This is a genomic window from Pseudomonas sp. I8001 (assembly GCF_013385345.1).
GTDB lineage: Bacteria > Pseudomonadota > Gammaproteobacteria > Pseudomonadales > Pseudomonadaceae > Aquipseudomonas.
On the sequence record NZ_JACAQC010000011.1, the window covers coordinates 16,144 to 29,887 of the forward strand.

Genomic DNA, 13,744 nt, shown 5'->3' on the forward strand with positions numbered 1-13,744 from the left:
ATTCAGGGCTCACGCGTTTATTCAGGTAGATCGAGGTGCCAGGTTTTGGGGCCGCTTCGCAGCCCAACGGGGGACAAGCCCCCTCGCCACAAAAAGCGGCATCACACGCTCTCAGTCAAACATAAACAGCGCATCATTGCTGAACTGCGCCTCAAACCGGTTCGCCGGCATCGGTCGCCCGAACAGGTAGCCCTGCACCTCATCGCAACCGTGCTCCCGCAGGAAGTCCAGCTGCTCATGGGTTTCCACACCCTCGGCGATCACCGCCAGGTTCAGGCTGTGGGCCATGGCGATAATCGCCCGGGCAATCTGCGCATCCTGCTCACCCGACGGCAGGCCGTCGACAAAGGTGCGGTCGATCTTCAGCACGTCGATGGGGAACTGCTTGAGGTAGTTCAGCGATGAATAACCGGTGCCGAAGTCATCTACCGCGATGCTCAGGCCGAGGTTTTTCAGGCTGGCGAGGATCTGCATCGCTTCGTTGACCTCGCGCATCAGGATACTTTCGGTCAGCTCCAGCTCCAGGCACGCCGGCGGCAGGCCGGTGTCCTTGAGGATGGTGGCGATGCGCTCGCCCAGTTGTCCGTCGGAGAACTGCCGGGCCGAAATGTTGACCGAGACCTTGGGTACCCGCACCTTGTTCTGGTGCCAGGTCTTGAGTTGGCGGCAGGCTTCGCTGATCACCCAGTCACCCACGTCCACCACCAGCCCCAACTCCTCCAACACCGGGATGAAGTCCCCCGGCGGCACCAGTCCGCGACGCGGATGGCGCCAGCGCAGCAGGGCTTCGGCACCGGTCAAACGTTTGCCGTCGCCGCTGAACTGCGGCTGGTAATACAGCACGAATTCGTTCTGTTCCAGGGCGTGGCGCAGGTCGCTTTCCAGTTCCAGGCGTTCCAGGGCGCTGGCGTTCATGTCGGCCTGGTAGAACTGGAAGTTGTTCTTGCCCCGCTCCTTGGCGTGGTACATCGCCGTGTCGGCGTTTTTCATCAACTGGCTGAGTTCGTTGCCGTCCTGCGGGCTCAGGGCGATGCCGATACTGGCGGTGACGAAGAACTCGCGGCCCTCCAGCACAAACGGCTTCACCAGGCTGGCCAGAATCTGCTCGGCCACGTGAATCGCCCGGTTCAGCGCCATCTCACGGTTGACCCGCGGTTGCAGCAGCAAGGTGAATTCGTCGCCGCCCATGCGTGCCACGGTGTCGTCTTCGGCGACGCAGCCCAGCAGGCGGGTGGCCATTTCCTTGAGCATGCGGTCGCCGGCGGCGTGGCCCAGGGAGTCGTTGATCGGCTTGAAGCGGTCGAGGTCAAGGAACATCAGCACCACCCACGACTTCTGCCGTTCCGCCGATTGCAGCGCGGTGTGCAGGCGGTCCTGGAACAGTGTGCGGTTGGGCAGGTGGGTCAGGGCGTCGTAGTAGGCCAGGCGATGGATGCGCTGCTCGCTGGCCTTGCGTTCGCTGATGTCACTGAAGAAGCACACGTAGCTGGCCAGGTCGCCTTCGTCGTCGAACACCGCCGTGATGCCGACCCAGGCCGGGTAATGCTCGCCGTTACGGCGCTTGAGCCACACTTCGCCTTCCCAGGTGCTGTGCTGGTGCAGTTGCTTGAGCACGTAGCGCAGGTGGGCTTCCTGCTGTTCGTCGACGGTGAGCATGTTCGGCAACTGGTCGAGCACGTCCGCCACCGCATAACCGCTGACCCGGCTGAACGCCTCGTTGGCCTGCACGATGTAGCCGGCCGGGTCGGTGATCAGGATCGCCGAGGTGGAGTGCTCGAATACCGTGGCCGCCATGCGCAGGTCTTTTTCCGCACGGCGCTGCTGGCTGATATCGCGACCCACGCCAAGGATGCCCTCGAACGCGCCGTGTTCGTCCCACACCAGCACCAGGCGCAGTTCGATGGGGATCTTGCGCCCGTCGGCCCGCAGGCAGTCGAACAGGAACAGTTGGGTCTGCACGTCGTTGCGCAAGGCCGCGAGGGATTCGGGTTGGTCCAGGGCGCGGCTGACTTGCTCCACCAGGGAGTAGATACCGGTCAGTTGCTGCGGGTTGGCGATGGTCGATTGCCAGCCGTTTTCGAAGATCCAGTCGACGTCATAGCCCAGCACCGCGTTCACCGAAGGGCTGACGTAGTTGAGGGCCAGCTTGCTGTCGGTGGAGAAGATTACGTCGCTGATGCTTTCCGCCAGCATGCGGTAGCGCTGTTCGCTGTCACGCAGGGATTCACTGGCTTCGATCTGGTCGGTGATGTCCTTGGCGACGCCGATGATGCGCGTCACCTGGTCAGTCTTGTCACGGGCCAGGGCCTGTTCGCGGATGTCGAAGCGCCGCCATTGGTTGTTGCGGTGGCGAAAGCGCAACTGGCACTGCAACTGGCTCAGGTAGCCGGCCTGGCGCTGTTGCAGGCGCAGGTCGTGGTAACGCTCGGCGTCTTCGGGGTGCAGCAGGATCTCCCAGAAGTACTCGCCCATCTGCTGCAGCTCGGGCTTGTTGTAGCCCAGGGTGTGGCCCAGGTGGTGGTTGCTGAAAATCATCCGCTGGCTGATCACGTCCTGCACATACAGGTGATCGGGCACGGTGCGCACCACGTCCGACCAGAAACTCTCGCGCTCCACCAGTGACAACTCGATCAGCTTGCGGCTGGTGATGTCGCTGATGCTCAGGATCACGGCCTTGAAGTCGTCCTGTTGTTCCGGCAGGCGCATCACCAGCCACAGGTATTGGTCGTTGCCTTCGATATCGCTGAGCTGGATTTCCAGTTCAAGCTGCTTCTGCTGGGTCAGCACCGCGTCGATCACCTGGTTGCCGATGGCGGTCGGGCTCGACGGGCAGGCGTCGATCAGGCGTTCCCAGGCCTGCTCGCAAGAGGCAACATTCAGCAGGCGCACCGCCACCTGGTTGACCTCGGTGATGCGCAGTTCCTTGAGCAGTTGCTGGCGCTGTTCCGGGTTGTCTTGCAGCAACTGTTGCAACTGCTCGCGGGTTTGCAGTCGGGCTCTATCGAAGAACGCGCGCAGGCCCGACAGGTCGAGCACGCACAGCGCCACGCCGGTGCCTTCGAAAATATCCTGGTAGCGCCGGCGCCCCTCGTGCACCTGGCGCTGGCGGCGGCGCATGTTCAGCAGCACGATCACCGGGATCAGCGAGAAGGCCAGGCCCAGCAGGCATTTGCCGATAAAGGCCGGCAGCAGTTGCTCCAGCACGGCGGCGCGGTCGAACAGGCCGCGCAGTTGCCAGTCGCTCTTGCTCAGGGGCGTGACCAGTACACTTTTGTTCAACTCGTCCGGGGTCAACGCGGTGGCCCATTGGGCCGGCATCCCGCTGTCACGGCTGACCACCCGGTGGTTGAGGCGGTTTTCGATGACCCACATCGGGCGCTGGCCCTGGCCATCCTGGCGGGTCAGGTTGGCCAGGTAATTGGGGGCCAGGCGCAAGGCCCAGTACATCTTGGTGCCGCCGCTGGGCTGGTGCAGCAGCAGGTAGATGACGGTGCCGTCGTTGTTGTTGCTCAGGTAATAGGACTGGGCGTGGCTGCGCTTGACCAGTTCTTCGAGCCAGGCGCTGTCCTGGCTGTCGCTGGCGCTGTCACTGATCATCGCGCCGCTGGGGGCGAGCAGGGCGACGCTGCGCAACTCCGGCAGGGAGCGTTGCAAGGTGCGCATCAGGATTTGTTGCTGTTCGGCGTCCCGCGGCGGTTCGACGATCGGCAGCAGGTTCAGCGCGATCTGCGCACTGAGGGCCATGTTCAGGCTGATCTGTTCGGCCAGGTCGGCGCTGTAGTCGATGGTGTATTGCTGCTGGTTTTTCTGGTTTTGCTGCAACTGGTCCAGCAGTTGCCAGAACAATAACGCGAGCAGCAACAGGACCAGCGTCGCCAATGCGCCCTTCAGGGTTCCGTGCAGGGGCGCTCCCGGCGCTATATGAGCGGCGCGCAGGGGAGTTGGCGGCGTTACGTTGGACAAACTGTGATCCTGCGGTTTGGCTGGACTGGCGCGCGACGTGCACTATAAGCCGGACGCCCGGAGGGCGGCTAGCATGCCTTGTGTTGTGGCAAAGTGCCAGCCCTGCCTGGCTGGACTGCCCACCCGCATTCAGGTAGCTTTGCCGGTTACGCGAGGGCGTTCCAGCCCCAGACAATCAGGCATCTACCGCACGCAGGCATTGATAGACATCAACGGCCCGCGCGGCGCATGGCCTGGCACGGGTTTCGCCCGCTTAATTCATCAGTCACTGACGCTAGGTTCACCATGGCTCAATACGTCTTCACCATGCATCGGCTGGGAAAAGTTGTTCCGCCGAAGCGGGAAATCCTGAAAAACATTTCTCTGTCCTTCTTCCCGGGCGCCAAGATCGGCGTGCTCGGCCTCAACGGTTCGGGTAAATCCACCCTGTTGAAAATCATGGCCGGCGTCGACACCGAGTTCGACGGCGAAGCCCGCCCGATGCCCGACCTGAACATCGGCTACCTGCCACAGGAACCTATCCTGGACCCGACCAAGACCGTGCGTGAAGTGGTCGAGGAAGCGGTCAGCGTGATCAAGAACGCGCAGGCCCGCCTGGACGAGGTCTACGCGGCCTACGCTGAAGAAGACGCCGACTTCGACAAACTGGCGGCAGAACAGGCCAAGCTCGAAGCCATCCTGCAAGCCGCCGACGGTCACAACCTGGACCGCCAGCTGGAAGTCGCCGCCGACGCGCTGCGCCTGCCGGCGTGGGACGCCAAGGTTGAACACCTGTCCGGTGGTGAAAAGCGTCGTGTGGCCCTGTGCCGCCTGCTGCTGTCGGCCCCCGACATGCTGCTGCTCGACGAACCGACCAACCACCTGGACGCCGATTCCGTCGCCTGGCTGGAGCATTTCCTGCACGACTTCCCGGGCACCGTGGTTGCGATCACGCACGACCGGTACTTCCTGGACAACGTTGCTGGCTGGATCCTCGAGCTCGACCGTGGCGCCGGTATCCCTTACGAGGGCAACTACTCCGGTTGGCTGGAAGCCAAGTCCGACCGTCTGGCCGCCGAATCCAAGCAACAGTCGGCCCATGAAAAGGCCATGAAAGACGAGCTGGAATGGGTGCGTAAAGGCGCCAAGGCGCGTCAGTCGAAATCCAAGGCCCGTCTGGCGCGTTTCGAAGAGATGCAGTCCCAGGAATTCCAGAAGCGTTCCGAGACCAACGAAATCTACATCCCGGCCGGTCCGCGCCTGGGTGACAAGGTCATCGAGTTCAAGAACGTCTGCAAGGGCTACGGCGACCGCGTGTTGATCGACAACCTGTCGTTCTCCATGCCAAAAGGCGCCATCGTTGGCGTGATCGGCGGTAACGGTGCGGGTAAATCCACACTGTTCCGCATGCTGATGGGTAAGGAACAACCGGACTCGGGCACCATCGAAGTCGGCGAAACCGTGCAGCTGGCTTGCGTTGACCAGAGCCGCGACGACCTCGACGGCAGCAAGACGGTGTTCCAGCAGATTTCCGACGGTTCCGACCAGATCCGTATCGGCAACTACGAAATCCCGTCGCGCACCTACGTGGGTCGCTTCAACTTCAAGGGCGGCGACCAGCAGAAGTTCGTCAAGGACCTGTCCGGTGGTGAGCGCGGTCGCTTGCACCTGGCCCTGACCCTGAAAGAAGGCGGCAACGTATTGCTGCTCGACGAACCGTCAAACGACCTCGACGTTGAAACCCTGCGTTCCCTGGAAGAAGCCCTGCTGGACTTCCCGGGCGCCGCCATTGTGATCTCTCACGATCGGTGGTTCCTTGACCGCGTGGCCACTCACATCCTGGCGTACGAAGACGACTCCCAGGCGGTGTTCTTCGAAGGCAACTACACCGAATACGAAGCCGATCGCAAGAAACGCCTCGGCGAAGCTGCTGCCCAGCCGCATCGTGTACGGCACAAGAAGCTGGCCTGATCCGGGTTGGTGGTTTGAACAAGCGGAGCCTTCGGGTTCCGCTTTTTTTTGCGTGTTTTCAGGTGGACCGCGTCGTCTGCATCGCAGGCAAGCCAGCTCCCACAGTTGACCGCATTGTCATGGATGTACTGGATCAAATGTGGGAGCTGGCTTGCCTGCGATAGCGGATTAACTGTTGGTGCAAGGCCTGGATTGAAATCCTCATTAAGGTGCAAAAAACGCCTGTATTTATATCTAATGCACCATTTAAATTCACAAAAGCGACATTTTGCCCTGTCGCGGTGCGACATGAATTGATAAAGTCCGGGACAAATCTCCTTTAACGACAATAAATTTGCCGAGACTTTTCATGATCGAATCCGTTGAATCCTTCCTTGCCCGCCTCAAGAAACGCGACCCCGACCAGCCGGAATTCCACCAGGCCGTGGAAGAAGTCCTGCGCAGTTTGTGGCCGTTTCTTGAAGCCAATCCCCACTACCTGAACTCGGGCATCCTGGAGCGCATCTGCGAGCCGGAGCGTGCGATTGTGTTCCGGGTGTCGTGGGAAGATGACCAAGGCAAAGTACGGGTCAACCGCGGGTTCCGGATCCAGATGAACAGCGCCATCGGCCCCTACAAAGGCGGCCTGCGCTTCCACCCGTCGGTGAACCTGGGCGTGCTGAAATTTCTCGCCTTCGAACAAACCTTCAAGAACTCCCTGACCTCGCTGCCCATGGGCGGCGGCAAGGGCGGCTCGGACTTCGATCCCAAGGGCAAGAGCGACGCCGAGGTGATGCGTTTCTGCCAGGCGTTCATGAGCGAGCTGTATCGCCATATCGGCTCGGACGTGGACGTGCCCGCCGGTGATATTGGCGTGGGCGCCCGGGAGATCGGCTTCCTGTTCGGCCAGTATAAGCGCCTGAGCAACCAGTTCACCTCGGTGCTGACCGGCAAGGGCATGAGCTACGGCGGCAGCCTGATTCGCCCGGAGGCCACCGGTTTTGGCTGCGTGTACTTCGCTGAAGAAATGCTCAAGCGCAACGGCGAGCGGGTCGAAGGCAAGCGCGTGGCCATCTCCGGCTCCGGCAACGTCGCCCAGTACGCGGCGCGCAAGGTCATGGACCTGGGCGGCAAGGTGATTTCCTTGTCCGACTCCGAAGGCACTCTGTACTGCGAAAGCGGTTTGACCGAAGAACAATGGTCGGCACTGCTTGAACTGAAAAACGTACAGCGCGGGCGCATCAGCGAGCTGGCATCGCGTTTTGGCCTGGAATTCCGCGCCGGCAAAGCACCATGGGAGCTGGCCTGCGACATCGCGTTGCCCTGCGCCACTCAGAATGAACTGGACGCCGAAGCGGCGCGCACCCTGTTGCGCAATGGCTGCGTCTGCGTGGCCGAAGGCGCCAACATGCCGACCACCCTGGAGGCGGTGGATATCTTTATCGAGGCCGGCATCCTGTTCGCGCCAGGCAAGGCGTCCAATGCCGGCGGGGTGGCGGTGAGCGGGCTGGAGATGTCGCAGAACGCCATGCGCCTGCTGTGGACCGCCGGTGAAGTGGACAGCAAGCTGCACAACATCATGCAGTCGATCCACCATGCGTGCGTGCACTACGGCGAAGAGAACGGCCGGGTCAACTACGTGAAGGGCGCCAACATTGCAGGCTTCGTGAAGGTTGCGGATGCAATGCTGGCCCAGGGCATCGTTTAACCCTCGGGGTCGATGCGCAGGATTTCGATCAACTGATCACCGACGGGGCGCCTCCACAGCACCTCGTCGCCCACCTGTGCACCCAGCAGAGCGCGGCCCAGTGGGGAACCCCAGTTGATCAGGCCCACCGTGGCGTCGGCCTGGTCTTCGCCCACTAACTGAATGCGCTGCTCTTCGTCCTGTTCGTTGGCAAAGGTCACCCAGCTGCCGATTTGCACCTTGTCGGTGGAGGTTGCCGGCGCCACCACCTGTGCGCTTTGCAGGCGCTGGTTGAAGTAACGCAAATCCCGCTCAAGGTCGGCCTGGCGCTGTTTATCGGCCTGCTCGCCCTTGGCGGATTCTTCGCTGTGCTCATGCTGCAACTGCGCGACCCTGGCCTGCAATTGTGCAAGTCCGCGGGCAGTGAGGTGATTGGGTTGCGCGCTGACCTGGCGTTCCACCGGTTGGCTGGCCTGGGCAGCGGCGCTGTCTTCGTTGACGAAAGCTCGACTCATGACGTTCTCCTGCTATGGAGTTTGGGCCATGGTCGCAGGGGTTAAGTTTCGCTGGATGTCTGGAAGCGACCTATTGCGAGCGAAAGGCCCTGGCAGCGTCGCGGTCTTTTTCCTGTTGCCAGGCGCGTTCGCGGTCGTCCCAGTGGCGATTCTTGTAGTCGTTCAGGTCTTCGTTCTCGCGCATGGCCTTGCATTGGCGAAAGCCATCATCCCAGCCTTCGGCGTAGGTGCGGTCTTTCAGGTAGCGCGGGACGTTCTTGCGAAATTCCCCGGTGATCACCCCGGCAGCCTGGCGGCCGCTGCTGCAACCGTCGTCATAGCCATCGGCGAAGGCGGGTGGATAACCCTTGGCCAGCAAATCCTCATGGGTTGATTGGCAACCCGACAGCAGGGCCAACAGGCCCAGCACTACAGCGTACCGCCACATCGCTTGCTCCCTGGCCGTTGAACGGCTGATGCGGGGAAGTTTAGAAGTGGAGTCGTTGGATAGATGTGAAAGGGACGTGAGAAAGGTGTTGAGTTAAAGGGCCATCAACGACGATTCCCTTTAAATTGCAGGACGATTCCTAGAGAATCTCAACACTATTGCGCCTTAGAGTTTGGGTCACTAGCCTCCTGACTTCGCTGTGAAAACAGTGAACGGGTTTAGCGGCCCGAACCACCAAGACGCAACCTCTTTACATACTTGGCAGGCGGTTTTTTGCCGGCCATATCGTGCTATGGCGGCTGTGCGCGGGAGATCTTCGGATCTGCCGGGTGTCTAGGTGACCGGTTCGCTAACCTGCGTACAGCTGCCACCCCTTTATGTTTAGCGACATGTCGCGGTGGTCCCTTTTTTCACTTAGAAGAGACATCATGGCTAAAATCGTCCCCGATCCACCGCTGTCCTCAATCATTACGCTCGGTCTAGTTACCTTCGGCGACTATGGCGAAAATGAGAAACCTCTGTTCCGCGTCAACGCAGGCATGCCCATTGGTGAAGCGCTTGAACATGTATCCACACTGCTTCACTACTCCAAGACACTCGCAATGGAGGCCGCCATGGATGTACGGGGTGAGCAATATGCGTGGGCAGCGCATTATCTATGCGAGATGGGCAAGGCAGTTGTAGACGATCTCGCTCAAGCGATGACGCCTGCCACCGAGAGATAAATATTTATCCCTGTGGTGAGCGGGCTTGCCCGCGTAGGGCTGCGTAGCAGCCCTCATCATCCGGTCTTCAGTCGTAGTAACCCACAGTTTTCTTCAGGTGGTCTGAGTACTCGTAAATATCGTCAATCGACGAAATCGGATGTCGTGTTTCATTTTTCTCCTCGTCAAAAATCCCAATGTATTTCTGACTGCGGTTGAAATGAAGGCGACAAATCGGCTTGCGATTATTGTCGTCCAGCAATATCCCAAAATAGCTCTGCGTATCACGTTGCACAATTCGTTTGGCATCCACCACCGAGCGTACGACAGCTCTTACTATGTGATATCCCTCAAGTTCCTCAAGGGTGGTGAGTATTTTATCCTCTGACTCGTCACGCTCTGTAGCTTCGGTATTAGCGGCGGGAGACGTGGGCAGTGAGGCCAGCGCCGGCTGGATAGAGCCACTCATCGCTGACTTAAGTCGATCATTGATCTGATCGTTGAGGAACTGACTTAACGCCTTTCGAGTTAATTCAAAAAACTGCTCGCGAACTTTCTGTGTAATCACCCCTTCGTACACGCGAGAGGCGAAAACTTTGACGAAATCGTCATCTGGCTTGATGACTTGTGCGGCGATCACTTTTTTGATTTGGCTGACGTATTTCAGCTCTCCGGCCGCATTGATGATCGAATCTACATCGAAGGCGGACTTCGTCAGCTTGGTCAGCTCTGGTACTGAGTATTCGTCAATATCTAGCAAATCCAACTCTAAAAATGGTTTTTCATCCATTTTATTGGGTGCGTCCAGATCAGTGAAAAAACGATAGACCTGGCCATTGGTGAGAATCGAAATCCTCGCGCTTGTGACGTGGAAATAGCGAAATAGCTGTGACGCGTGATTGATGCTGAGTGACTCACCGATTTTTTTGCATTCGATAAGTATCTGAACCTCTCCGTTTTTCATAATGGCGTAATCGATTTTTTCACCTTTTTTCGTCCCAATGTCGCAGACAAATTCAGGCGTTACTTCCTGTGGATCAAATACGTCGTAGCCCAAAACTGTATTTATAAACGGCATTACAAAAGCGTTTTTTGTGGCTTCTTCTGTTTGAATTGCGGGGCCTTGTAGTCGGACTTTAGCCGCCAGACTGGTGAGCTTTTCAAAAAAATCCATATGAGCCTCTTACCTATTCAGATCCGTGTATAGACGTGGTGGCAATTTGATTGCCATCCGATACTAGACATTAATTCTGATAAAGAGAATGGAATAGAGCCGATTCGCGCCGGATGAAAAAAGCTAAAAAAATGTATGAATTTTCGTCCTTATTTTTCAATGAGTTGGGAGGGGCAAGAAAATTTCTTAGTCGAGAAGGATCCCTAGGGAGGAATTGCTACTTCTAGGCGGGCGCTGACCCTGTGGCGAGGGAGCTTGCTCCCGCTGGGGCGCGAAGCGGCCCCTGTTCAGGGTGTTGAGATATTCCAGAGAGGGTGAGGTGTCTGGTTTTGGGGCTGCTGCGCAGCCCAGCGGGAGCAAGCTCCCTCGCCACAAGGTTATTGTGTGGTTCAGTCTGGTGTCAGCGCGGCGTGCTCTGCGAGTTCTTGCTGGATGAACGCTGCAATCATCGCCCGGTAGACGTGCTCTGTGACGTCCGGATTGGCGCCAGCGGTATCAGCGAGATCGCGAACCTTGGCAATTACCTGCTCAACCCGCTGCGGTGCCTTGACGCCATCGCTGTCTTTTTTGAACCGCGCAGCCTGGGAAACAAAGCCGCCCCGTTCGGCCAATAGTGCGACGATCTGGCGATCAAGACGGTCGATGTTTTCCCGGACTTGTTCAAGGCTGGTGCAGTTGACGGCCATGTCGGTTGAAGCTCCTTTTAGTGATCGTTCCCACGCTCTGCGTGGGAATGCCGCCCTGGACGCTCTGCGTCCGCTTTTAAAGGTCGTGACGCAGAGCGTCACAGGATGCATTCCCTCGCGGAGCGTGGGAACGATCTACGGCTCAGGGATTAATAGTGATACCACTTCACTTCCAGCATCACTTCGTTCACCGGTGTCGCGAGGTGGCTGTATTCCCGCTGCGCACTCAGTCTCAGCCCCAGGTTGCGCGACAATTCCCACTGTTGATTCAGGCTGATACTGCGCCGCACCTCGCCATTGGTGAAGAAGTCACCCTTGGCTTCCAGGCTCAGGTTGCCCAGCGGGTTGCGCCACAACACACCTGTATTGAACCCGGCAGCCGGGGAGATGGCTTCACCGAAGTCGCTGTTGTGCTCCACGCGCACGGTGCCGAGGGCGAAGCCAAGCATGTCGTCGCGCAGTTGCCAGGTGCCGCCCGCGCCACCGTTGACGTGGCTGACGAGTGTCTCGTCGTCATGCTTGCCCGGTACGCGCTCCAGGCCGCCGGTGACTTGCCACGACCACGGCTGCAGCAGCTCGTTGCGTGGGGTCAGTGAGCGGATGGTTGCCAGATCCAGTTGCTGCAATTGCCAGTGGTTGCCTTCGTACTGGCGCAGTTTCATTTGCAGGATTTCAATCTGCGCGCCCAAGGGAAAACCTTCGGCGTTGTCGTTCAGGTCGTGGTAGGCCATGCGCAGGCCGTATTCGCCGAAGGCCTTGTCGCCCCGGGTGCCGATGCCGGCTTGCCAGGTGCGGGATTCGTGGCCGTCTTCGGGCAGGCCGGGGCGTTCGATCTTCAGGTCCGGCGCCGGGTTCTGGTTGATCGCCCGCAGCAGTTCGAAGCTGCGCTGGGAGCGTTCGGTGTCGCGCTCCAGGCCGTTGGCGCGGTAGCGGCCAAGGCGGTAGGCGGCGTCGATGATCAGGGCCTGGCGGTCTTTGGCGATAGCCTTGAACGCCGGGTCCTGCAGTTGTTTCTGGTCGTCGCTGATCTTCAGCACCCATTGCTGCTCGTCGCTGTCCAGCGGCTTGGCGCGTTCCAGCAGCTCCCGTTCACGGGAAGGGCGGTAATCGATTTTCTCCACCAGGCCGGCTTCTTTCACGGCTTTTACCGTGTCGGTAGGGATCGCGGTCAGCGGGAATTGTTCGGTCAGCCGCAGGCTTGGGCGGGCCACTTGCAGCAGTTCCAGCAGGCGATAGGAGCAGTTTTCGTCGAAGAAGAAGTAGTCGAATTGGATCTGCTTGAGTTCCCACACGTGCTCGACCATGCGCTCGGTCTCGACCTGGGTCAGGTTCAGGCGGTATTCCCACAGGTCGCGGTTCTCCAGGCTACGGTATTCCGAGAGTTTTTCCTGGTAGGGCACCAGCGCGAACAGGCCCGGGTAGCCGCCCATCAGGCCCTTCCAGGCGTAGAGGATGCTGTTGTCCGAGCCTTCGATATAGGCGCCAAAGTTGATCGCGTAGCTGAGCAGGGCGGTGTTGTTGCTCTGCACGTCAGCCTGGTCGATGCGCAGCAGGGTATGGCCGAACATCGATGACGGGCTGTTGAGGTAGGCCGCCGGGAAGATCATCACCGCGCTGTGGGGGGCGACGTCCTTGAACCATTGCTTGAACTCCTTGCAGTCCAGCGCCGGCAAGTCGCTCAGGTGCAACTGGTCCTTGAGCCAGCGTGTACGTGCCGGGTAAACGCATTGGGCGTGCTTTTCGCCGAGGCTGGCCGGGGCATACAGCGCCTCGACAGTGGCCTTCAGCTCCTGGTCCGGATGGTGGGCGCCATCGGGAGCGAGGAAGAATTTCTTGTCGCTGACATAGCTGCGCCAGCCTTTGAACTTGCCGGATTCGTAGTGCCCCAGCGAAAGCCAGAACGGGTCGTTGGCCAGTTGCTGCAAACGTTGATCATCAAGGTGCGGCGCCGCATACAGCGGGGCGCAGGCGAAGAGTGCCAGGTAGGCAAGGCGTTTGAGCATGTGGGCAACTTAAGTCGAGATAAAAAGACCCAAAGGGGAGGCAGGTCCAAAAATAATAAAAACCCGTGCCTCGAAAGGCACGGGCGGGTCGAGCTTAAGCCTGGGTAGCGTATTTCGCCAGACGGGTGTCGCTTTTCAGTACAGCCAGGGTGTTGTTGTGCACGTCATCAGCGGTTACGTCAGCCTTGCTGAAGATTTGCTGGAAGTGCTCGTGAGTCACAGCGGCAAAGTGCTCGCGATCTTCAGGAGCAACGCCCAGTACTACAGCGTAGGTAGTCAGCGCTTCGCCGTTACCCTTGGCCATGTCTTCGGACAGCTCGTTCATCATGCCATTCATGGCAATCCACGATTTGCCACCGTAGGTCAGTGCGCTGTTGGTGCTGCAGCCGTTGGTGCCCGAGGTCATGCCGAACGTGGCGTTACCCGAGGTACCGTTGGTGGTGGAGGCCAGGAAGTGAGCCGGAGTGCCGCGTTGGCCTTCGAACAACATGTTGCCCCAACCGCAGTTCGGGCCACCTGGCGCTTCTGCCATTGCATTGAGGGAGACGACGGTGAAGAGAGTACCGAGAAGGATCCGTTTCATAGCTTTGTTCTCTTTGTGTGCAAACCAATGGACAAGGGTTCAGGTGCCTGACAGCACCCTAGGGGTCGGTTAT

Annotated in this window: 10 protein-coding genes; 3 read left to right on the top strand and 7 right to left on the bottom strand. The window is 59.3% G+C overall.

Features of this window, described 5'->3' with window-relative positions:
* Window positions 1–111: 111 nt before the first annotated feature.
* Window positions 112–3,963: a bifunctional diguanylate cyclase/phosphodiesterase gene (locus HX839_RS11115; RefSeq protein WP_023659180.1), complete on the bottom strand. Its 3,852-nt coding sequence runs from the start codon at window positions 3,961–3,963 to the stop codon at window positions 112–114.
* A 285-nt stretch (window positions 3,964–4,248) separates the two neighbouring features.
* Between HX839_RS11115 and ettA the strand changes: the two genes are divergently transcribed.
* Together ettA and gdhA are read left to right on the top strand one after the other, a co-directional pair.
* Window positions 4,249–5,913, top strand: coding sequence for an energy-dependent translational throttle protein EttA (gene ettA / locus HX839_RS11120; RefSeq protein WP_003215833.1), 1,665 nt, complete (start codon window positions 4,249–4,251; stop codon window positions 5,911–5,913).
* A 349-nt stretch (window positions 5,914–6,262) separates the two neighbouring features.
* Entirely contained in the window at window positions 6,263–7,600 is a 1,338-nt protein-coding gene (gdhA, locus tag HX839_RS11125) for an NADP-specific glutamate dehydrogenase (RefSeq protein WP_003215835.1), read from the top strand.
* Here gdhA and HX839_RS11130 read toward each other — a convergent pair.
* Window positions 7,597–8,094, bottom strand: a complete 498-nt coding sequence (locus tag HX839_RS11130; RefSeq protein ID WP_177067052.1) for a GreA/GreB family elongation factor — start codon at window positions 8,092–8,094, stop codon at window positions 7,597–7,599. The genes gdhA and HX839_RS11130 overlap by 4 nt on opposite strands.
* 70 nt (window positions 8,095–8,164) lie before the next feature.
* Entirely contained in the window at window positions 8,165–8,521 is a 357-nt protein-coding gene (locus HX839_RS11135) for a hypothetical protein (protein WP_003215838.1), read from the bottom strand.
* 428 nt (window positions 8,522–8,949) lie between these two features.
* Here HX839_RS11135 and HX839_RS11140 point away from each other — a divergent pair, with 428 nt between their 5' ends.
* The gene (locus HX839_RS11140; protein WP_177067053.1) at window positions 8,950–9,246 is read left to right on the top strand and encodes a DUF3077 domain-containing protein; all 297 of its coding nucleotides are present in this window, start codon (window positions 8,950–8,952) and stop codon (window positions 9,244–9,246) included.
* A 67-nt stretch (window positions 9,247–9,313) separates the two neighbouring features.
* On the opposite strand, the gene HX839_RS11145 is transcribed toward HX839_RS11140, so the two are convergent.
* From HX839_RS11145 to HX839_RS11160, 4 genes are all read right to left on the bottom strand, one after another.
* Window positions 9,314–10,399 carry a type I restriction endonuclease gene (locus HX839_RS11145; protein WP_177067054.1) on the bottom strand — a complete coding sequence of 362 codons (1,086 nt, stop codon included), beginning with the start codon at window positions 10,397–10,399 and terminating at the stop codon, window positions 9,314–9,316.
* A gap of 389 nt (window positions 10,400–10,788) precedes the next feature.
* Entirely contained in the window at window positions 10,789–11,085 is a 297-nt protein-coding gene (locus tag HX839_RS11150; RefSeq protein WP_003215840.1) for a chorismate mutase, read from the bottom strand.
* Window positions 11,086–11,234: 149 nt separating this feature from the next.
* The gene (locus tag HX839_RS11155) at window positions 11,235–13,088 is read right to left on the bottom strand and encodes a DUF4105 domain-containing protein (protein WP_087695249.1); all 1,854 of its coding nucleotides are present in this window, start codon (window positions 13,086–13,088) and stop codon (window positions 11,235–11,237) included.
* Window positions 13,089–13,182: 94 nt separating this feature from the next.
* Window positions 13,183–13,671: a DUF3015 domain-containing protein gene (locus HX839_RS11160; RefSeq protein ID WP_003215845.1), complete on the bottom strand. Its 489-nt coding sequence runs from the start codon at window positions 13,669–13,671 to the stop codon at window positions 13,183–13,185.
* Between the last annotated feature and the right edge of the window lie 73 nt (window positions 13,672–13,744).

What these genes read in the sequence shown, in the direction of transcription:
- HX839_RS11130 (WP_177067052.1), bottom strand. Translation starts at nt 8,094, where the DNA reads ATGAGTCGAGCTTTCGTCAACGAAGACAGCGCCGCTGCCCAGGCCAGC.
- HX839_RS11155 (WP_087695249.1), bottom strand. Translation starts at nt 13,088, where the DNA reads ATGCTCAAACGCCTTGCCTACCTGGCACTCTTCGCCTGCGCCCCGCTG.
- HX839_RS11145 (WP_177067054.1), bottom strand. Translation starts at nt 10,399, where the DNA reads ATGGATTTTTTTGAAAAGCTCACCAGTCTGGCGGCTAAAGTCCGACTA.
- HX839_RS11160 (WP_003215845.1), bottom strand. Translation starts at nt 13,671, where the DNA reads ATGAAACGGATCCTTCTCGGTACTCTCTTCACCGTCGTCTCCCTCAAT.
- ettA (WP_003215833.1), top strand. Translation starts at nt 4,249, where the DNA reads ATGGCTCAATACGTCTTCACCATGCATCGGCTGGGAAAAGTTGTTCCG.
- HX839_RS11150 (WP_003215840.1), bottom strand. Translation starts at nt 11,085, where the DNA reads ATGGCCGTCAACTGCACCAGCCTTGAACAAGTCCGGGAAAACATCGAC.
- gdhA (WP_003215835.1), top strand. Translation starts at nt 6,263, where the DNA reads ATGATCGAATCCGTTGAATCCTTCCTTGCCCGCCTCAAGAAACGCGAC.
- HX839_RS11140 (WP_177067053.1), top strand. Translation starts at nt 8,950, where the DNA reads ATGGCTAAAATCGTCCCCGATCCACCGCTGTCCTCAATCATTACGCTC.
- HX839_RS11135 (WP_003215838.1), bottom strand. Translation starts at nt 8,521, where the DNA reads ATGTGGCGGTACGCTGTAGTGCTGGGCCTGTTGGCCCTGCTGTCGGGT.